The organism is Micromonospora sp. LOL_021 (genome assembly GCF_048060215.1).
Classification (GTDB): Bacteria; Actinomycetota; Actinomycetes; order Mycobacteriales; family Micromonosporaceae; genus Micromonospora_E.
The window spans coordinates 41,122-60,236 of record NZ_JBHMIN010000010.1 but is presented as its reverse complement, the minus strand read 5'-3'; the positions used below and the strand labels follow the sequence as shown (position 1 = coordinate 60,236).

Below are 19,115 nucleotides of genomic sequence, written 5' to 3'. Positions count from 1 at the left end.
ACGGTTCAATCCGACCACGGACCTTTTTCGCCGGACGGGGCGGGGGCGATCGGCGGCGGTACCGCCGGTGGGCACGGCCACACGTACGGTACGGGGGCGAGGTCGCCGAACCGGGGACGGTAGTGGTCCGGGTCCTTGTGTACCAGTGCGGCGCGGTGCGACAGGTGCAGGTCGGCTCGGCCGAGCCAGGCCGGCAGTGCGGTGGCGGCGCCGAGTTCGGCCTGGTCGCGGACCAGGGTGCGGCCGGTCGCGGCGGTGAATTCGCGGCGCAGGGTGTCGGCGACGGTGTCGGCCCGGCCGGGCCGGGTCCATTCGGCGCAGACCGTCAGTCCGTACCGGACCAGCGCCTCCAGGTGGCCGCGCCACATCCGGACCGCCGGGTGGTGACGCCAGCCGTACCCGGGCACGGTCAGGCCGCGCAGCACCTGCAACGCTTCGACGCGCTGTTTGCCGAGTCGTCGGGCGTCAAGCACCGCGGCGCTGGCCGCGAAGTCCGGGTACGGCAGGAACGTCTGCATGGTGCCGTGGGCCGGCCGGGGTGGTCAGTCCGGCCGGTCGTCGGGTTCGCTGTCGTCGTCGGCGACCGGCGGGTGGGGACCGTACGGCGAAACCTGGCCGGCCGGGACGGGCCGGTTGCCGCCGCCGCGGCGCCCGGGCCGGCGGTCGGCTCCGTCGGGACCCTTGCTCTCCTGGACCAGCGGGTTGTCCCCGCTGCGACGCATTTCCGGTTGCTGGACGTTGGTCACGATGCCTCCCGGTGATCTGGTCGGTCGTCGTCCGGTTACCCGGTACGGCCGGCGGCATGCCGGCGGCGGGTCGGGCTAGCCCGACCGAGGGTGGCGGGTCATCCGCGGCCGGCCGGCGGCGCTCATCCCGGCCGGCGGGCATGGCGGCCGGGGGGCCGGGTATCTCGGTGCCCCGACGAGCGCTGAGCGAGGAGGAACCACGATGAGAAGGACCGTAGTGACCCGGCTGGGGCTGTTGGCGGGGCTGACCGCCGTCGCGTTGATCCCGGCGGCCGCACACGCGACGGCACCGTCCGAGCAGGACAGCGAGTACCTGCGTACGATCCACCAGGTCAATCTGGCCGCTGTGCAGATCGGCCAGTTGGCGCAGGACAAGCAGGATGCCGACCAGGCGGTGAAGGACCTGGGTGGTGACATGGTGGCCGACCACACCCGGCTGGACGAGGAGGTCACCCGGGTGGCGGGTGAGGTCGACGTCGCCTTGCCGGACTCGCCCACCCAGGAACAGCAGGACGTGGCCAACCGGCTGGACGGGTTGTCCGGTGCCGAGTTCGACACGGCGTTCGTGGAGAGCCAGTTGGCGGGCTACGCCCAGGCGATCGAGGTGAACAACGCCGAGATCGCGCAGGGCTCCGACGAACGGGTGGTGAACCTGGCACAGGAGGCCGGACCGGTACTCGAGGACCTGTACGCGGCCTTGCAGGGCCTCGCCGCGCAGCTCGGGCTGCCGACCTCGCCGAGTCCCGGGGTGAGCCCCACGGTTGACCCGACCACGCCGGGCACCGCGACGCCCGAGCCGACGGTGAGCCCGACCCTGCCGTCGCCGACGGTCAGCCCACAGACGCCGCTGCCGGCGCAGAGCTGACCTACGGACCGTGGCCCCTACGCCGGTGCGGTCGGACCGGTCCGACCGCACCGGCGGGTCCCGGACGAGATGATCGCTCACAGTGGTCGGCCGGGTTGGTGCACAGTCCGAAACGGGGCTGGCACATCGGCCGCACATACCGTAACGTGACGGCTCACACACCGCGCGCATCAGCGGATATCGGCTCATGCGAATGCCTCAGAATCCTCCCTCCCCGGCACCCGTCGCCACCCGACCGGAGGTACGACGTGGATTTCGTCATCACCAGGAGCTACCAGGGCACCACGGTACGACTCGCCTTGCACGGTGAACTCGACCTCGCCACAGCCGGCGAGGTCCGCGACGCGGTCACCGCGCTGCTCGCCCGGTCCGCACCCGAGCGGATCGTGCTGGACCTCACGTGCGTCAGCTTCATCGACTCGACCGGGATCGGCAGCCTGGTCGCCTGTCACCAGGCCGCCGGGGTCAGCGGCAGCCGGCTCGAGCTGGAGAACATCAGCAGCTTCACCCGACGGCAGCTGTGGGCGACCGGGCTACTCGGGCTGTTCGGCTTCCCCGCCGACGACGCGACGCCGACCGACCTGCCGGTGGGGCGCTGACCGTACGGTCACAGCACCCGGCCCAGTTGGGTGTGCCGGCTGCGCCGCGACTGCCGGCTCTTCCACCGGGCCTCCGCGACCCGCAGGTAGCAGGCGGTCAACGGACCCGGGTGGTAGGTGGTGGCGGCGAATCCCCACTGGGAGGCCAGGCTCTCCCCCCGACGGAGGAGGTTGTCCACATCGTGCAGGGTGAGCCGCAACCGCCGTACCGCCGTACCGATCACCGCCCGGCGCACCGGCACGGCACGGCGGGCCTCGATGTCGGCGACGTCGACGTGCTCCCCGAACTGGTAGCCGACGATGCGGATCACCTCGTCGGCGGAGACCGGTTCGCGGCCGGCGGCGGTCAGCCGTACCGCGGTGTCGGCGAAGCAGCGCAGCTCGGTCAGTGGGAACCCACTACGACTCAACTGGTCGACGACCGTCACGAAGGTCCCCTCGACCACCCCGAACAGGGCGATCGGATCCAGGCCGGCGCCCCGGCGCTCCAACTGGCGGATGAGCCAGGACTGGCCGAGGACGCAGGCCCGCAGGTGGTGTCCCTCAAGCGTGGTCAGCAAATAGCCCTCCCCGGTCGGCATCCGTCCCGAACCGGGACGGAGCACCCACGCCAGCCGGATGATGGAGCTATCCACCGTCCAGCCATCAAACCCGACCGAACGTTACCGTGAACCGTCCGTGGGGACGAACTCCGGGGCCACCACGGCACCCACCAACTATTTGATTGATTAGTCACGCAACCGCCCTGTCGCCGGGTCAGCGTAGCGAGACCCGGCACAGGGCACCGAGCGGGACCGTCCGCGCTGCGCAGCACTGGTCGGGACACCGGATCCGGCCGTCAACTGGGCGATGCCGCAACGGTCTGGCAGGATGGGTACGCATGTGCGGACTTGCGGGTGAGCTGCGCCGCGACGGTTCCCGCGCCGATATCGGCGCGGTGGAGCGGATGGCGGCGACAATGAGTGACCGGGGGCCCGACGACGGGGGTTCCTGGTCACACGGAAGTGTGGCCTTCGGACACCGGCGCCTGAAGATCATCGACCTGTCGGCGGCCAGCAACCAACCGATCGTGGACTCCGCCGCCGGCCTCACCGGCGTCTTCAACGGCTGCATCTACAACTACCGTGAGCTGCGCGAGCAACTGCAGGCACGGGGTCACACGTTCTTCTCCTCGGGCGACAGCGAGGTCGTCGTCAAGGCCTACGCCGAGTGGGGCGTCGACTTCGTCGACCATCTGGTCGGCATGTTCGCCGTCGCGATCACCGAGCGCGACAGCGGCCGGCTGGTCCTGGCTCGCGACCGGCTGGGCATCAAGCCGCTGTACGTCGACGAACGCCCCGGCGTGGTCCGGTTCGCCAGCACCCTGCCGGCCCTACTGGCCGGCGGCGGGGTGGACACCGGCATCGACCCGGTGGCACTCGCCCACTACCTCAGCTTCCACAGTGTGGTCCCCGCGCCCCGGACGATCCTCAACGGCATCCGTAAGCTGCCCCCGGCCACCGTCCGGGTCTACCAGCCCGACGGCCGGGTGGACGAGCGCTGCTACTGGGATCCGCCGTTCAGCCGGGACCCGCGCCGCGCCGACTGGTCGGAGCAGGACTGGCAGGACGCTCTGCTCGAATCGTTGACCACCGCGGTGCAACGCCGGATGGTCGCCGACGTGCCGGTCGGTGTCCTGCTCTCCGGAGGGCTCGACTCCTCGCTGGTCGTGGCGCTGCTGGCCGAGCAGGGCCAGCGTGGTCTGGCCACCTTCTCCATCGGCTTCGACGCGGTCGGTGGACGGGAGGGCGACGAGTTCGTCTACTCCGACCTGGTGGCGCAACGGTTCGACACCGACCATCATCAGATCCAGGTGGCCGCCCGTGACCTGGTGCCGCCACTGGAGGCCGCCGTCGCGGCGATGAGCGAACCCATGGTCAGCCACGACTGCGTCGCGTTCTACCTGCTCAGTCAGGAAGTCGCCAGACACCTCAAGGTGGTGCAGTCCGGCCAGGGCGCCGACGAGATCCTCGGCGGGTACCACTGGTACCCGCCGCTGGCCAGGGTCGGCCGTGACCAGGCGCTGGACACCTACGCCACCGCCTTCTTCGACCGCGACGCCGCCGGTCTCGCCCGGGTGCTCAACCCGGAGTACCTCGCCGCCGGTGACCCCGCACGCGAGTTCGCCGCCGCCCACCTGGGCCGCGCCGGCGCGCAGGACGCGGTCGACGCGGGACTGCGGATCGACACCACGGTGATGCTCGTGGACGACCCGGTGAAACGGGTCGACAACATGACGATGGCGCACGGACTGGAGGCGCGCGTCCCCTTCCTCGACCACGAGTTCGTCGAACTCGCCGCCACCTGCCCGCCCGAGCTCAAGCTGGCCCAGGGCGGCAAGGGGGTACTCAAGGAGATCGGCCGTCGGGTACTGCCCTGGGAGGTGATCGACCGACCGAAGGGGTACTTCCCCGTACCCGGGCTGACCCATCTGGAAGGCAAGCTGCTCGACCGGGTCCGCGACGCCCTGCACGCGCCGGCGGCCCGGCGGCGCGGGCTGTTCCGCGACGGGTACGTCGACGGGCTGCTGCGTGACCCGAACGCCGAACTCACCCCGCTGCGGGGCAACAAGTTGTGGCAACTCGGACTGCTGGAGATGTGGCTGCAGAACCATGGCATTGACTGACGACACGAGCGCCCCCCGCCCCGACTCCCCCGCCCCCCGGCGGGAACGGATCGGCCCTGGTGGCGACCCGGTCGTCCCGGGCGATCCGCCGGCCAAGCCCACCGACAGCGCCGACGTCATCCTGGAGTGCGGCTGGGGCCGGCTGGTCTTCGGTCAGACGTTCGCCGACCCCTCCGACGTCGCCGACGTGCTGCGTTCGGAAGCCGCCGGGTCCCGCGACATCTGCATCTACCTGCCCGACCCGCACGTGCTGGTGTCGCGGCTGCCGGACGAGCTGTTCATCGACCCGTCGCTGACCTTCCGGCTGGATCTCACCCCGGTGCGCGAACCGCAGCCGCCGGAGCCGGGGCTACGGATCCGGCCGCTACGCGACGATTCCGACGCCGACGCGGTCAACCGGATATACGCCCACAACGGGATGGTCACCGCCCCGGTCGACATCCTGGTCGACAACGCCGCTACCGAACGTTTCGTGCACCTGGTCGCCGAGTCGGTCACCGGGCAGGTCGTCGGCACCATCACCGGCATCGACCATGTGGCGGTCTTCGACGACCCGGAAAACGGCTCCAGCCTGTGGTGCCTGACCGTCGACCCGCTGCACGCACCACCCGGCACCGGTCAGGCGCTGCTGCTGGAGCTCGCCGGCCAGCTCGCCGACCGCGGCCGGGTCTACGTCGATTTGTCCGTGCTGGCGGAGAACGACGGTGCGATCCGCCTCTACGAACGGCTCGGATTCGAACGCACACCGACGCTGTGCGTCAAACGCAAGAATCCGATCAACGAACGGCTCTTCCTGGCCAGCATGCCGGACGGCTACGACGAGCTGAATCCGTACGCCCGGATCGTCGCCGACGAGGCGATGCGCCGCGGCATCCGGGTCGAGGTGATCGACGCGTCCTGGGGCGAGCTGCGGCTGACCAACGGTGCCCGCAGCATCGTCACCCGCGAGTCACTGTCCGAGCTGACCTCGGCGGTGGCGATGAGCCGGTGCGACGACAAGCGGGTGACCCGGAGGGTGCTGCTCGACGCCGGGCTGGCCGTGCCGCACGGCCGCACCGCCACCGGCGACGCCGACGACGAGGCGTTCCTCGCCAAGGTCGGTGAGGTGGTGGTCAAGCCGGCCCGCGGCGAACAGGGCACCGGGATCACCGTCGGTGTCACCGACCCGAGCGCCTTGCGGGCCGCCGTCGACCTGGCCCGTAGGCACTGCCCGCAGGTGCTGATCGAACAACGGCACCAGGGGGAGGACCTGCGGGTCCTGGTGATCGACCACGAGGTGGTGGCCGCTGCGGTCCGCCGCCCAGCGGCGGTCAGCGGCGACGGCGTACACACGGTGGCCGAGCTGATCCGGCGGCACAGCCGGCGGCGGGCCGCGGCCACCGGCGGCGAGTCGAAGATCCCGCTGGACGACCTGACCCGGGAGGTGGTCACCGAGGCCGGGCACACGATGGACGACGTGCTGCCGGCCGGCGAGGTGCTGACCGTGCGGCGGACCGCGAACCTGCACACCGGCGGGACGATCCACGACGTCACCGACCGGCTGCACGCCGACCTGGCCGCGGCGTGCGTGGCCGCCACCCGGGCGCTGGCCATCCCGGTGGCCGGCATGGACCTGCTGGTGACCGCTCCTGATCAGCCCGACCATGTCTTCATCGAAGCCAACGAACGGCCCGGACTGGCCAACCACGAGCCGCAGCCGACCGCGGAACGCTTCATCGACCTGCTGTTCCCGGGCACCAGCGCGCAGCAGCGGCGGTGGAGCCCGCCCGGTCCCGGCGGGGCGCCGGCAACGCCGTGATCGGCGGCGGTACGGTCTTGGCATGCCGGCCGACCCGAACCCCCCCACCCCCCTGAAACTGGACCTCGACTACCTGCAGCAGGTGATGCTGGAACTGCTGGACATTCCCAGCCCGTCCGGCCGCACCGACCACGTACAGCAGTACGTCGGGGAACGGCTGTCCGCTCTCGGTATCCCGTTCACCGTCACCCGGCGCGGCGCGCTCAGCGCCTCGCTGTGCGGGCCGCGGACCACCGGCGCGGACCGGGCGATCGTGGTGCACACCGACACGATCGGCGGGATGGTCAAACAGTTGAAGGAGAACGGCCGGCTGGAACTCAAGCAGATCGGCACCCACAGCGCCCGGTTCGCCGAAGGCGCCCACGTGCGGGTCTACACCGACAGCCTGGACCGGGTGATCACCGGCCAGGTGCTGCCGTTGAAGGCCAGCGGCCACCGCTACAACGAGGACGTCGACCTGCAGGGGGTCGGCTGGGAGCAGGTCGAGGTGCGGGTCGACGAGCCGGTCACCGACATCGCCGGGCTCCGCGCGCTCGGCATCGACGTCGGCGACTTCGTGGCGATGCTGCCGGCGCCGACGATAACGCCCAGCGGGTACGTCAAGTCCCGGCATCTGGACGACAAGGCGGGGGTGGCGGCGGTGCTGACCGCGGTGAAGGCGATGGTCGACGCCGGCCAGCGGCCACCGGTCACCGCCCACCTGCTGATCACCTGCACCGAGGAGGTCGGGCACGGCGCCAGCCACGGGCTCGACCCGGACGTGGCCGAGATCGTCTCGGTCGACGCCGCGGTGGTGGCCCCCGGCCAGCAGTCCCGGGAGGACGCCGCGACCCTGGCGATGGGCGATGGTGTCGGCCCGTTCGACTACCACCTGACCCGCAAGCTGGCCGGGCTGGCCGCCGATCACGGCGTGGACCTGGTCCGCGACGTTTTCGACTACTACCGGTCGGACGTGGCGGCGGCGGTTGAGGCCGGCGCACACGCCCGGGTGGCGCTGCTCGGCTTCGGGGTGGACGCCACTCACGGACACGAACGCACCCACCTGGAGGGGCTGCGGCACCTCACCCAGCTGCTCTGCCTCTACCTGCAGAGTGAGCTGGTGTTTCCGGAGTGGGACGCCGAACCGGACGGCGACCTGGCCGACTTCCCGTCGCTGGCGGTGCAGCCGGCGCAGGAGGAGGGGCCCCGGGAAGGGCCGATCGGGGTGGCCTGACGCCCCGGGCGGCGGTCCGCCTCAGCGTCGGTCGCCGAGCAGCGTGGCCAGCACCGCCGGGTCGCTGGCCGACGCGGCCTGGGCCCACGCCTCGTACTGCACCGAGGCGTCCAGGCCGGACGAGGCGGCGATCCGGACGCTCTGCTTGACGTGCCGGACCAGATGCGGGTCCAGGTCGGCGTAGCGGTGCGCGGCGGCCAACGCGGCGGCCAGCGGATCGTCGACCACGTCGAGCACCAGGCCGAGCTCGTGGGCCCGGGCGGCGTCGAGCATCGCGCCGTCCAGCAGGATCTGCATGGCCCGCTGCGGGCCGAGCGCGTCAACCAGGAAATAGGTGCAGCCGCCGCCGGGGTGCAGGCCGATCCGGGTGAACGTCGCCCCGAACCGGGCCCGGTGGCCGGCGATCCGCTGGTCGCAGCACATCGCCAGGTTGAGGCCCGCGCCCACGGCAGGTCCCTGCACCGCGGCGATGGTCACCAGGTCCAGGTCGCGCACCGCGAGGAAGCTGCGGTAGATGTCCTCCAGGTCGCGGCGGGTCTGGCTGACCGGCCGGATCGGGCCGCCGAAGATCTCGTCGAGGTGGGCCCCCGAGCAGAAAGCGCTGCCGGCGCCGGTGACGACCAGAACCCGGGCGTCGCGGTCAGCGGCGACGGTCGACACCGCCTCGGCCAGTTCCCGCTTCATCACGGCGCCGATCGCGTTACGCCGGTCGGGATCGTCGAGGGTCAGCACCCGCACGTTCGGATGGTCGGCGGTACGCAGCGAAACGGTCTGCACGTCAGCTCCTGATCCGGTCGGTGACGACCCACTGCCACAGGTCGCCGCCCCCGGCGACCACCGTGCCCAGGGTATGGGACGCCGTTCGGGCGGTGACCGGCTCGTCGCGCCAGGCGAGCAGCCGGCCGGTGCTGCGGTGCAGCGGGTGTTCCCGGGTGACGCCCACCGCGCCGTGCAGCTGGTGCGCCAGCCGGGCCACCGTGGTGGCGGCCCGGTCGTGGATCACCCGGGCGGCGGCGACCCGGCTGGCCGCGTGGTCGCCGCCCCAGGCGTCTAGGGCACCGCGCAGCGCCGCCCGGCACTGTTCCCGCTCCCCCGCCATGGTTGCCACCGCGTGCGCCACCGCCTGCTGGGCCAGCAACGGCCGACCGAACTGGGTGCGGACCCGGACATGGTCGACGGTCAACTGGCAGGTCCGTTCGATGGCGCCGAGCAGCGCGGCGGCTCGCAGCAGCGACTCCCGGCACCGCACGTCGGCGGCGTGCGGCGCGGTCATCGCCACCCGCAGTGGTACGCAGCCCCGCAGGGCGAGCCGGTCCCGGGGTTCGCCGGCGAGGTTGGTACCCGGGGTGACGCGCAGTCCGTCGGCGGCCGGGTCGACCCGGGCCAGCACCGGCCGGTCGTCGTCGGCCGCGACGGCGCAGACCAGCAGCGCGGACACCGTCCGTGCTGCCGGCACACCGGTGGCCGAGCCGGTCAGCCCGGTGTGCAGGGTGATCGTCTCCGCCGGGTCGGGCAGCGCCACCGCGTACTGCTCGTCGCGGTCCGGGTCGAGCCAGCCGGCCTCGCCGAGCAGCCAGCTTGCCTGCATCGCCTCGACCAGGGCAAGCTCCGGGGCGGTGGCGGCCGCCGCCCGGACGATCGCGGCCGCGTCGCGGACGGTGCCGCCGGAGCCGCCGTCGGCCTCCGCGACGCCCACGGCCGGCCAGCCGAGGTCCCGAGCGGTGGCCCACAGCGTGCCGGTCGCGACGCCGGTCAACGCCTCCTGGACGATCTGGCGCAGCATCGCCTCGTCGGTCGGTTCGTCACCGGACAAGGTCCGCCTCCCCTCGGGCGATCAAGGTCAGCAGCACCTCGGTGGTACCGCCGCGGATGGAGAATCCCGGCGCGGCCAGGATTCCCTGGGCGAGCAGTGCGGGCAGGCCGTCGCCGGTGGGGTCCGGCCGGGCGCCGGTCACCCGACGGGCGGTCTCGGTCACTTCCCGCTCGAACGTGGTGCCGAGGTGTTTGAGCAGCGCCGCCCGCCGTACCGGGGCGGCACCGGCGTCCAGGTCGGCGGCGATCTCCCAGGCGATCCGGCGCAGCGTCGCCAGCCGGGCGGCGAGCTCGCCGATCGCCTCGACCGCGGCCGGCTCGGCTCCGTCGGCCACCGACCGGGCCAGGGCCTGCAGCAGCGGGTAGGTGCTCATCACCCGTTCCAGTCCGCCGCGTTCGAACGACAGCTGCTCGGTCACCTGCCGCCAGCCCTGGCCGACCTCGCCGATCACCCAGCGGTCCGGGACCGGCACGTCGTCGAAGATCATCTCGTTGAAGTGGTGCTCGCCCTGCAGGTCGATGATCGGCCGGACGGTGACGCCCGGGGCGGCCAGGTCGACGACGAACTCGGTCAGCCCGTCGTGGCGGCGCTCGCCGCCGCCGGTGCGGGCCAGTACGTAGGCGTGGCTGCTGCGGTGCGCGTGGCTGGTCCACACCTTGGCACCGGTGATCCGCCAGCCGGATCCGTCGCGGGCGGCGGTGGTGCGCACCGCCGCCAGGTCCGAGCCGGCTTCGGTCTCGCTCATCCCCAGGCAGAAGGTCACGTCGGCGGCCGCGATCCGGGGCAGGAACTCCCGGCGTAGCTGCGGGGTGCCGTACCGCAGGATCGCCGGACCGATCTGCCGGTCGGCGATCCAGTGCGCGGCCACCGGTGCGCCGGCCCGCAGCAGCTCCTCGGTGACCACCAGCCGCGCCAGGTTCGACCGGCCGCCCCCGCCGTACTCGCGTGGCCAGGTGATGCCGATCCAGCCGTGGCGGGCCATCTCCTTGCTGAACTCGATGTCGTGCCCCCGCAGCCAGGCGTCGCAGACCGGCCGGAACCGGCCGGCTGCCTGCCAGCGGTCGGCGAGGTCACGGACCTGCTGGCGCAGTTCGTCGAGATCGTCGGTCACGGCTGCCCTCCGTCGTCGGTTGCCAGGTGGACGGGTCCGGTCTTCTCGGCCAACGCCTGCCGGGCCACCCGGTAGCCGCGGTCGGCCGCCTCGGCCAGGGTCCGCCGCGCCGCGCGGCGGGCGGCCGGTGGCACCGGTGCCACCGGCCGGGCCCAGTCGACCGGCACACCGAGGTCGGTCAGCCGGCGCAGGAACACGTCGGTGCCGGCGGTGTCGACCAGATCCACCAGCCGAGGTCGGGCGCCGAGGCACAGCGTTCCCCACCGGGTATGCACCCGCACCGGCGCGGCCGGCCCGGGGGCGGCGGTGACGTGCTGCACCCGGGCGGCCAGCCGGGTCGGGTCGGCACCGCCGTGCAGCAGCACCAGTTCGCGGGCCGCGGCGGCGACGTCGGCCGCGCCGCCCCCGCCGGCCAGCCGAACCTGCGGCGGCTCGCCGGCGCCGACCATGGTCGCGTTGATCCGCCCGGCGAGGTCCACGTTGGCCGCGTCGAGCACCACCCGGTCGCACCGGGCGGCCAGGCAGAGCAGCACGTCGGAGCTGGTGCCGCGCCAGGCCACCGCGTCAGCGTACGCGTGGTGGTCGGTGGTGCTGGTGGCGACCGTGGCGGCCGGGCGGTCGCACACCGCGCCCGCCTCGTACACCTCGGCGAACGGCTCCCCGGGCAGCTGGTGGGCCAACCGGGCGGCGAGGACCGGCCAGTGGAAGCCGGTGAACACGTAGCCGCCGCGGCGGAACTCGCCGGCCGCCCGGACCAGGAAGTCGACGACGCTCACCGGGCACCCGCCACTTCCTCGGCCAGCCAGCGGGCGAACCCGTCGGGGCTGCGGGCCGCCGTCACGTACGCCTGGTAGGCGGCGACGTCGCGCGGGTAGCGGCCCGGTGCGCCGTCCGGATGCACCGCGCCGGGTGCCACCACCGCTGCCGTCACCAGCAGACCGGGCAGGGTGACGCCGGCCTCGCGTACCCGTTCGACGCTGGCGGCGGCCTCGGCGACCACGACGACCCGCCGCGCCGCCTGGCTGGCGGCGGGTACCTCGCCGAGCGGGGTACGGATCACCGCGTTGCCGCGCTCGTCGACCAGGTCGGCGTGCACGAACGCGACGTCGGGGGTGACCGCCCGCACGACGGTGGCCGCGCCGAAGTCGCTGTCGGCGGTGCCGAGCAGCCCGCCCGGCCAGCCGCTGTCGGTGTACCCGGTGCCGGGCGTCGGCGGCACCGGCATGAACGGCACCCGCCAGGCGGCGGCGGTCAGCGCCGCGTTGAGCATGCCGAGGCTGACCTCGTGCAGGGCGACCGACCGGTCACCCGACTCGACCAGCCGGCGGAAGTTCCATGCCGGGTCCGGGCCGACCGGGCTCCAGCAGTGTCCGAACGTCGCGGCGGCCAGCGTCCCGGCGCCGATCAGCTGGTCGAGCAGCAGGCCGCCAGAGGCGACGACCGCGTGCAGCCGGCGGCGGCGCTGCCGGATCAGCTCGTGGCCGACGCTGAACAGCTGCGCGCCGAAGTTGCCCAGGTAGACGCAGTCGTCGTCGGCGACGTAGCGGGTGACGGCCTCGGTCAGGGTGAGGGTGGGCCGGCGCAGCCGGTCGGCGGGCGGTGTCATGACCGGCGGCGGGCGGCGCCGGCCGCCTGTCGACGCAGCAGCGGGCAGGGCCGGTACCGGGGGTCGCCGGTGAACCGGGCCAGCGCGACGAGGCCGTCGAGCACCCGCTCGGCGCCGACCCGGTCGACGTACTCGGCCGGTCCGACCGGATGGTTCATCCCGAGTCGCAGCGCGGTGTCCACGGCCGCCGCGGTCGCGGTGCCCTCCTCGACCACCGCGGCGGCCTCGTTCGCCATCGTGTACATCAGCCGGTCGGCGACCAGGCCGGGCAGCGCCGGCAGCCGGACCGACGAGGCCCCAGTGGCGGCGAGCACGGCGGTGACCGCGTCGGTCTCGGTGATCGCGGCGACGTCGTCGTGGACCACTTCAGCGAAGATCCGCTCGCCGGTGGGGTGCAGCCGCAGCCAGCCCACCCCGGGCGGCGCGACGTCGAGCCAGCCGGCGTCGGAGCTGTCCAGCACGACGCTCCTGCCGGCGGCCAGCAGGTCGGTGAGCTCGCCGGCGCACCGACGCGGGTCACCGGCGGCGGCGTACAGCAGCACCGCGCCGGCAGGTGCCTCAGCGGAGGCACCGACCAGACCGGCGACGCCGCGCAGCCGGTCGGCGGCCGGACCGGTGAGCACCACCGGGCCGGTGCCGGCCGGTGCCGGCCGGACGACCCGCTGCCGCGCGGCGGCCGGTGGTTCGGCCGAGTAGTCGTAGTAGCCGCGGCCGACGCCGCGGCCGGTGAGCCCGGCCCGCACCAGCGCCCGGGTCAGCGGAATCGGCCGGTAACGCGGGTCGCCGAACTCGCGCAGCGCGGTCTCCGAGGAGGCCAGGTGGGTGTGCAGCCCGGTGAAGTCGAGCAGTTCCAGCGGACCCATCCGGTGACCGAGCGCGGCCCGCGCCACCGCGTCCACCACCGGGGCCGGCACGCCCTGGGTGACCAGCAGCTGGGCTTCGTAGTACAGCGGCCGGCAGATCCGGTTCACCACGAAGTTAGGGGTGTCGACGCAACGCACCGCGGTCTTGTCCAGCCCGGCGACCCACCGCTGCGCCCGGTCGACGACCTCGGGCGCGGTCTGCGGACCGGCGACCACCTCGACCAGCCGCATCCGGGTCGCCGGGTTGAAGAAGTGCAACCCGACCAGGCGGGTCGGATCGCCGAAGGCCCGGCCGAGTTCGGCGACGCTCAACGAGGACGTGTTGGTGGCCACGACCAAATCGGTGGACCCGGCGGCGGCGACCCGGGCGAGCAGGTCACGTTTGACCGCCAGGTCCTCCACGACGGCCTCGACGAGCAGGTCGGCGCCGTCGAGCGCGGCGGTCAGGTCGGCGGTGGCGGTGACCGGCACCGGCCGGTCGTCGCGGTGCGCCTCGCGCCGCAGCACCTCGGCGTTGTCACGGGTGCTGGTCTCGTCGGCGTCGACCACGGTGACCCGGGCCCCCGCCTGGGCGAACACCCGGGCGATGCCGCGGCCCATCGGTCCGAGCCCGACGATCACCACCGACAGTTCGTCCACCGTGGCCATCAGCTCACCCTTTCCAGTACGGCGGCGACTCCCTGGCCGCCGCCGACGCAGAGGCTGGCCACGCCGGTGGTGGCGTCGCGGCGGGCGAGTTCGTGCAGCAGCGACACGACGATCCGGGTGCCGCTCTGCCCGGTCGGGTGGCCCAGCGCGATACCGCCGCCGTTGACGTTGACCCGGTCCTCGGCGAGGCCGAGCTCGCGGACGTTGTGCACGATCTGCGCGGCGAACGCCTCGTTGATCTCGAACAGGTCCACGTCGGCCGTCGACCGGCCGGCTCGGTCCAGCGCGCGGGGCACGGCGTGCACCGGGCCGACTCCCATCTCGGTCGGGTCGACGCCGACCGCCGCGAACGACACCAGCCGGGCGGCGGGCGTCAGTCCGTACCGGTCGACGGTGGCCGCGTCGGCGACGATCACGGCGGCGGCGCCGTCGGCCATCTGGCTGGCGTTGCCGGCGGTGACCGTGCCGCCGTCGACGAACGCAGGTCTCAGACCGGCGAGGCGGGCCGGGGTGCTGTCGGCGCGGAAGGTCTCGTCACGGGCGAACGCGCCGTCGGCGGTGGGTACCGGCGCCGTCTCCGCCGCGAACCGGCCGTCGGCCCAGGCGGCGGCGGCCCGCTGGTGGCTGCGGGCGGCCCAGGCGTCCTGGTCGACGCGGCCGATACCGTACCGCTCGGCGACCCGTTCGGCGGTCTGGCCCATGTTGAGCCCACAGACCGGGTCGGTGCCGCCGTCGCGCCACCCGTCGACCAGGGTGATGTCGCCGCGCCGTACGCCGTCCCAGCGCAGCCCGGAGTCGGCCAGGTAGGGCATCGTGCTCATCGACTCGACCGCGACGACCAGGGCGGCGCCGGTGTCGCCGGCGGCGACCGACTGGGCGGCCAGTTGGATGGCCTTCAGCCCGGAGGCGCAGGCCATGTTGACGGTCTGCGCCGGGGTGTGCTGCGCCAGGCCGGCCCGCAGGGTGATCTGCCGGCCCGGGTTGGGGCCGTTGCCGGCCTGACGGCAGTTGGACGCGACCACCTCGCCGACGGCGTCGGCCGGCAGGCCGGACTGCTCCAGCGCCGCCGTCGCCGCGACGGTGCCCAGGTCGACCGCCCGCACCGTACGCAGCGAGCCGCCGTAGCGTCCGTGCGGGGTGCGCACGGCACCGATCAGATACACCTGCCGGTTCACGTTCGCTCCGTCCCGCCGCCGCGTCGCACGACGCGGCGGGCCTTGTGGGTGTGGCGCGGCAGGCTGCCGGGCGCGACCGCCACCACCTGGGCGCGGACCCGCAGCGTCTGCCGCAGCGCCGCGGTCAGTTCGGCGGCGGCGGTCGGAGTGCCGTCGGGCAACTCGATCTCGACCTTGATCCCGGTCAGATATCCGCTGTGCCGGTCGGTGACGTCGGCGTCCAGCACGATCTGGTATCGGCCCCGGCCGGCCGGGTGTTCCCGCAGCACCTGCTCCACCGCGCTGGGGAAGACGTTGACGCCCCGGACCACCAACATGTCGTCGGCCCGGCCCAGCACCCCGCCGGTCAGCCGGGCGTGGGTGCGGCCGCAGCCGCACCCGGTGCTGTCACGCACCACCAGGTCACCGGTCCAGAACCGGACCAGCGGGGTGGCCTGCTTGTCCAGGTGGGTCAGTACCAGCACGCCGGTCGTGCCGTCGGGCACCGGTTCGCGGGTACGCGGGTGCAGCACCTCGGCGTGGACGAAGTCCTCGGCGAGGTGCCCGCCGGCCTGCTCCGCACATTCCCAGGCGACCGGTTGGAACTCCAGGCAGCCGTAGCCGTCGAAGCAGCGGGCATCCCAGGCCTGCTCGATCAGTGCCCGGGTGGCGGGCACCGCGCCGCCCGGTTCACCGCCGACCATCACCCGGCGTACCGGGCAGTCGCGCAGCGGCCGCCCGGCCTGTTCGGCGACCTCGGCCAGGTGCAGCAGAAACGACGGTGTCCCGCCGACGGCGGTGACGCCGTACCGGAAGATGGTGTCGATCTGCCGGTGCGTGTCGGCGGATCCGCCCGGCACGACCGTCGCGCCGATCCGCTGGTAGCCGGCGGTGGCGCCGAGTCCGCCGACGAACCACGGATAGCTGAACAGGCACAGGTAGACGTCCCGGTCGCGGATGCCCTGCCCGTACGCCATCCGCGCGTACAGGTCGGCCCAGCGGTCCAGGTCGGGGCCGGTCCACAGCACCGGTACCGGGTCGCCGGTGCTGCCGGAGGAGAAGTGGACCCGCTGGACCGCCTCCGGATCGGCCGCCCGGGCGGTCCCCCACGGCGGTTCCTCGCGCAGCCCGTCCAGGTAGTCGGCCTTGTCGATGATCGGCAGGTCCCGCAACGAGTCCAGGTCGGTGAGGTCGGCCGGGTGCCAGCCGATGTCGAGCATCCGCCGCCGGTGCAGGGTGCTCGCCTGATAGACGTAGGTGAGCTGGCGGCGCAACGCGGTCAGCTGCTGCTGGGCGAGCCGGTCACGGGGGAAGGTCTCGCACTCCGACCACCAGCGGCGCACCGGCCGGTGCCCGATCATGCGGTCCGCCCCGGTCGGGCGGCCGGCGGGGTCAGGGTGAGCAGCTGCCCGGTGAGCAGGGCGGCCGCCGGTCCGGCGAGGTAGCCGATCAGGTCGGCCAGCGGCGGTGGCGCCGGATTCTCCGGAGTGAGCAGGCAGTTCACCCGGATCTGCTGCGGGGCCCATTCGGTGGCCAGGGTCCGGGTCAGCGAGGTCAGACCCGCGTGCAGCGCCGCCCCGGTCGGGCCGGGCGCGGCGGCGGCGATGAGCAGCAGGCCGCCGCCGGCGGCACCGGTGGTCAGGTCGGTCCCGCCGGTGAGCAGGTCCCGGCCGGCGCGGGCGGCGGTGAACACGGCGGTGAGCACGGCCGGGGCGCGGCCGGGCCGGTCCACGGCGGTCGGGGCGACGCCGTCGCGCAGGTCGGCGACGACCAGGTCCGGGTGTGCCGGGCCGGCATCCGGCGGCCGGGCGCCGATGCCGGCCAGGGCCGCGGTCAGCGCGGGGGTGGGTGCGCCGGCGACCCAGGCGACGGTACGGCCAGTGAGCGCGGCGGCCAGGCAGCTGGCCTGCGTCGTGGTCACCGGACCGGCTCCGGCTGGTCGGCGCCGATCGCCCGGGCGATGACGATCCGCTGGATCTCCGAGGTGCCCTCGTAGATCTCCAGCACCCGCTGGTCGCGGTAGAGCCGTTCGGCCGGGCAGGGTTTGCAGTAGCCTTCGCCGCCGTACACCTGGACGGCGAGGTCGACGGCGCGGTGGGCGACCTCGCTGGTGTAGAGCTTGGCCATGGCGCCGATGGTGGACACCGACGCGCCGTCGTCGTAGGCGCGGGCGGCCTGGTAGGTGAGCAGCCGGGCGGCGGTGAGCCCGGTGGCGAGGTCGGCGAGCCGGAAGCCGATCCCCTGGTGTTCCAGCAGGGTGCGGCCGAACCGGCTGCGGCGGGCGGCCTCGGCGGTGGCGAGCTGGTAGGCGGCCGCGGCGATGCCGAGGCCTTGCGCGGCGACGCTGATCCGGCCCAGGTCGAGGGTGCGCAGCGCGAGCCGTAGTCCGCGGCCGCGTTCGCCGAGGATCGCGTCGGCCGGTACCCGGGCGTCGAGCTTCAGGTTGCTGGTCCGGGTACCCCGGATGCCCATCTTGTCCTCGTAGCGGTCGATGACCGCGCCCGGGGTGTCCTTGTCGATCAGGAACGCGGTGATGCCGCGGGCCCCGGCGTCCGGGTCGGTCTTGGCGAAGACCACGTAGTGCTGCGCGGCGCCGCCGTTGCCGATGTAGATCTTCTCGCCGCGCAGCCGGAACCCGTCGCCGTCGGGCAGCGCGGTGGTGGTGATCGCGGCGGCGTCGCTGCCGGCACCGTTCTCGCTGAGGGCGAAGCTGACCGCCCGGCCCCGGAGCAGGTCACCGAGGACCAGTCGGCGTTGCTCGTCGGTGCCGGCCAGCAGTAGCGGTACCGCGCCGAGTTCGTACGCGGCCAGGATGGCGCCGGTGGCGGCGCAGGCCCGGGAGACCTCCTCGGTGATCGCGCACACCGCCTGCATGCTCAGCCCGGCTCCGCCGTACTCGGTCGGCACGAAGACTCCGGTCAGTCCGGATTCGACGAAGGCGGCGACGTGTTCCCAGGGGTAGCGCTGGTCCCGGTCGAGTTCGGCGGCGAGCGGGGCGAACTTCTCGGCGGCGAGGGTCCGGGCGGTGGCCAGCCAGGTGGCCCCGGCCGGGTCGAGTTCCGGTTCCCACAGCACGCCCATCCCGGATCCTTTCCGAAGTCGCCGCCGGTACTTCCCGACCCACCGGCCCGTTGATAACGTCAACGTAGATGTCGACCAGCTTGCCGAGCAAGGTCCGACGTGTCAAGGAGGTCGCACAGTGGCAGACCCGACAGGGACAGCGGCAGACCCGACCGGGCCGGTGGCCGAACAGCCGCCGGCACCGGCGGTGCTCACCGAACGGGAGGGCGCCGTCGCCGTCGTCCGGCTCAACCGGCCGGACCGGCGCAACGCGCTCACCACCGACACGATGCACGACCTGGTCGACGCCCTGGCGGCGGCCGACGCCGACCCGCAGGTCCGGGCGATCGTGCTCACCGGCGGCAGCCGCACCTTCGCCTCCGGCGCCGACGTCCGCGAACTGCTCGCCCTCGACACCGCCCGGTACCTGGACTCACCCCGGGTCGCCGCGTGGCGGCGGATCATGTCGGTCGGCACGCCGCTGGTCGCCGCCGTCGCCGGACCGGTCCTCGGCGGCGGCTGCGAGCTGGCCCTCGCCTGCGACCTCCTCGTCGCCGCGGACAACGCGGTGTTCGGCCAGCCGGAGATCCGGCTCGGCATCATGCCCGGCGCGGGCGGCACCCAACGCTGGGCCCGGGTCGCCGGCCGGTTCGTCGCCGCCGAGGTCGTCCTGCTCGGTCGCACCGTGGACGCCTGGCGGGCCCGAGACCTCGGCCTGGTCCACCGGATCGCCCCACGCGAGCGGGTGGTGCAGGTCGCCGCCGAGGTCGCCCGGGAACTGGCCGGGTTCGGCCCGATCGCCACCCGCCAGGCCCGGGCAGCGGTACGGGCCGCCGAGGAGACCCCGCTCAGCACCGGGCTGGACCTGGAACGCGCGATGCTGGCCGGGCTGCTCGGCACCGCGGACCGCACCGAGGGGATCACCGCGTTCCTGGACAAACGTCCGCCCCGGTTTCAGGGCCGGTGAGAACCAT

The 19,115-nt window shown here is 73.5% G+C and carries 19 protein-coding genes; 6 read left to right on the top strand and 13 right to left on the bottom strand.

Features of this window, described 5'->3' with window-relative positions:
• Positions 1-5 precede the first annotated feature (5 nt).
• Positions 6-518 carry an MSMEG_6728 family protein gene (locus ACFHWT_RS09480; protein WP_416594231.1) on the bottom strand — a complete coding sequence of 171 codons (513 nt, stop codon included), beginning with the start codon at positions 516-518 and terminating at the stop codon, positions 6-8.
• A 24-nt stretch (positions 519-542) separates the two neighbouring features.
• Complete coding sequence (locus ACFHWT_RS09475; protein ID WP_416594230.1) at positions 543-746, bottom strand: hypothetical protein; 204 nt, start codon at positions 744-746, stop codon at positions 543-545.
• A gap of 202 nt (positions 747-948) precedes the next feature.
• Between ACFHWT_RS09475 and ACFHWT_RS09470 the strand changes: the two genes are divergently transcribed.
• On the top strand, positions 949-1,611 hold the full coding sequence (locus ACFHWT_RS09470) for a DUF4142 domain-containing protein (protein ID WP_416594229.1): 663 nt from the start codon (positions 949-951) through the stop codon (positions 1,609-1,611).
• A gap of 248 nt (positions 1,612-1,859) precedes the next feature.
• Positions 1,860-2,210, top strand: coding sequence for an STAS domain-containing protein (locus tag ACFHWT_RS09465; RefSeq protein WP_416594228.1), 351 nt, complete (start codon positions 1,860-1,862; stop codon positions 2,208-2,210).
• An 8-nt stretch (positions 2,211-2,218) separates the two neighbouring features.
• On the opposite strand, the gene ACFHWT_RS09460 is transcribed toward ACFHWT_RS09465, so the two are convergent.
• On the bottom strand, positions 2,219-2,845 hold the full coding sequence (locus tag ACFHWT_RS09460) for a hypothetical protein (protein ID WP_416594227.1): 627 nt from the start codon (positions 2,843-2,845) through the stop codon (positions 2,219-2,221).
• Positions 2,846-3,090: 245 nt separating this feature from the next.
• Here ACFHWT_RS09460 and ACFHWT_RS09455 point away from each other — a divergent pair, with 245 nt between their 5' ends.
• Genes ACFHWT_RS09455 through ACFHWT_RS09445 form a run of 3 tightly spaced genes read left to right on the top strand, consistent with a single transcriptional unit; the run spans position 3,091 to position 7,886 of the window.
• Positions 3,091-4,875, top strand: a complete 1,785-nt coding sequence (locus tag ACFHWT_RS09455; protein WP_416594226.1) for an N-acetylglutaminylglutamine amidotransferase — start codon at positions 3,091-3,093, stop codon at positions 4,873-4,875.
• Between the two features lie 49 nt (positions 4,876-4,924).
• A complete protein-coding gene (gene ngg / locus ACFHWT_RS09450) occupies positions 4,925-6,673 on the top strand; it encodes an N-acetylglutaminylglutamine synthetase (RefSeq protein ID WP_416594301.1) in 1,749 nt (582 codons plus the stop codon).
• A gap of 22 nt (positions 6,674-6,695) precedes the next feature.
• Complete coding sequence (locus ACFHWT_RS09445) at positions 6,696-7,886, top strand: osmoprotectant NAGGN system M42 family peptidase (protein ID WP_416594224.1); 1,191 nt, start codon at positions 6,696-6,698, stop codon at positions 7,884-7,886.
• A 21-nt stretch (positions 7,887-7,907) separates the two neighbouring features.
• Here the strand turns inward: ACFHWT_RS09445 and ACFHWT_RS09440 are convergent, their stop codons facing one another.
• The 10 genes from ACFHWT_RS09440 to ACFHWT_RS09395 are packed head-to-tail and all read right to left on the bottom strand — an operon-like array spanning position 7,908 to position 18,162.
• The gene (locus ACFHWT_RS09440; protein ID WP_416594223.1) at positions 7,908-8,663 is read right to left on the bottom strand and encodes an enoyl-CoA hydratase; all 756 of its coding nucleotides are present in this window, start codon (positions 8,661-8,663) and stop codon (positions 7,908-7,910) included.
• Between the two features lies 1 nt (position 8,664).
• A complete protein-coding gene (locus ACFHWT_RS09435) occupies positions 8,665-9,699 on the bottom strand; it encodes an acyl-CoA dehydrogenase family protein (RefSeq protein ID WP_416594222.1) in 1,035 nt (344 codons plus the stop codon).
• Positions 9,689-10,810 (bottom strand): acyl-CoA dehydrogenase family protein, encoded by a 1,122-nt coding sequence (locus tag ACFHWT_RS09430; protein ID WP_416594221.1) that lies wholly within the window; start codon positions 10,808-10,810, stop codon positions 9,689-9,691. The genes ACFHWT_RS09435 and ACFHWT_RS09430 overlap by 11 nt, the downstream gene beginning before the upstream one ends.
• Positions 10,807-11,586, bottom strand: a complete 780-nt coding sequence (locus ACFHWT_RS09425) for a co-chaperone HscB (RefSeq protein WP_416594220.1) — start codon at positions 11,584-11,586, stop codon at positions 10,807-10,809. The genes ACFHWT_RS09430 and ACFHWT_RS09425 overlap by 4 nt, the downstream gene beginning before the upstream one ends.
• Positions 11,583-12,416 carry a CoA-transferase gene (locus ACFHWT_RS09420; protein ID WP_416594219.1) on the bottom strand — a complete coding sequence of 278 codons (834 nt, stop codon included), beginning with the start codon at positions 12,414-12,416 and terminating at the stop codon, positions 11,583-11,585. Before ACFHWT_RS09420 ends, ACFHWT_RS09425 begins: the two co-directional genes overlap by 4 nt.
• On the bottom strand, positions 12,413-13,927 hold the full coding sequence (locus ACFHWT_RS09415) for a 3-hydroxyacyl-CoA dehydrogenase NAD-binding domain-containing protein (RefSeq protein WP_416594218.1): 1,515 nt from the start codon (positions 13,925-13,927) through the stop codon (positions 12,413-12,415). Before ACFHWT_RS09415 ends, ACFHWT_RS09420 begins: the two co-directional genes overlap by 4 nt.
• Complete coding sequence (locus tag ACFHWT_RS09410) at positions 13,927-15,102, bottom strand: thiolase family protein (RefSeq protein WP_416594217.1); 1,176 nt, start codon at positions 15,100-15,102, stop codon at positions 13,927-13,929. Before ACFHWT_RS09410 ends, ACFHWT_RS09415 begins: the two co-directional genes overlap by 1 nt.
• Positions 15,099-16,442, bottom strand: a complete 1,344-nt coding sequence (locus ACFHWT_RS09405; RefSeq protein WP_416594216.1) for a phenylacetate--CoA ligase family protein — start codon at positions 16,440-16,442, stop codon at positions 15,099-15,101. The genes ACFHWT_RS09410 and ACFHWT_RS09405 overlap by 4 nt, the downstream gene beginning before the upstream one ends.
• A complete protein-coding gene (locus tag ACFHWT_RS09400; RefSeq protein WP_416594215.1) occupies positions 16,439-17,002 on the bottom strand; it encodes a hypothetical protein in 564 nt (187 codons plus the stop codon). The genes ACFHWT_RS09405 and ACFHWT_RS09400 overlap by 4 nt, the downstream gene beginning before the upstream one ends.
• Complete coding sequence (locus tag ACFHWT_RS09395) at positions 16,999-18,162, bottom strand: acyl-CoA dehydrogenase family protein (RefSeq protein ID WP_416594214.1); 1,164 nt, start codon at positions 18,160-18,162, stop codon at positions 16,999-17,001. Before ACFHWT_RS09395 ends, ACFHWT_RS09400 begins: the two co-directional genes overlap by 4 nt.
• A gap of 118 nt (positions 18,163-18,280) precedes the next feature.
• On the opposite strand from ACFHWT_RS09395, the gene ACFHWT_RS09390 reads away from it, so the two are divergent.
• On the top strand, positions 18,281-19,108 hold the full coding sequence (locus ACFHWT_RS09390) for an enoyl-CoA hydratase-related protein (RefSeq protein WP_416594213.1): 828 nt from the start codon (positions 18,281-18,283) through the stop codon (positions 19,106-19,108).
• The last annotated feature ends 7 nt before the right edge of the window (positions 19,109-19,115 follow it).

Coding starts and splice junctions, on each gene's coding strand:
- ACFHWT_RS09445 (WP_416594224.1), top strand. CDS start 6,696: ATGCCGGCCGACCCGAACCCCCCCACCCCCCTGAAACTGGACCTCGAC.
- ACFHWT_RS09480 (WP_416594231.1), bottom strand. CDS start 518: ATGCAGACGTTCCTGCCGTACCCGGACTTCGCGGCCAGCGCCGCGGTG.
- ACFHWT_RS09470 (WP_416594229.1), top strand. CDS start 949: ATGAGAAGGACCGTAGTGACCCGGCTGGGGCTGTTGGCGGGGCTGACC.
- ACFHWT_RS09405 (WP_416594216.1), bottom strand. CDS start 16,442: ATGATCGGGCACCGGCCGGTGCGCCGCTGGTGGTCGGAGTGCGAGACC.
- ACFHWT_RS09395 (WP_416594214.1), bottom strand. CDS start 18,162: ATGGGCGTGCTGTGGGAACCGGAACTCGACCCGGCCGGGGCCACCTGG.
- ACFHWT_RS09415 (WP_416594218.1), bottom strand. CDS start 13,927: ATGGCCACGGTGGACGAACTGTCGGTGGTGATCGTCGGGCTCGGACCG.
- ACFHWT_RS09455 (WP_416594226.1), top strand. CDS start 3,091: ATGTGCGGACTTGCGGGTGAGCTGCGCCGCGACGGTTCCCGCGCCGAT.
- ACFHWT_RS09420 (WP_416594219.1), bottom strand. CDS start 12,416: ATGACACCGCCCGCCGACCGGCTGCGCCGGCCCACCCTCACCCTGACC.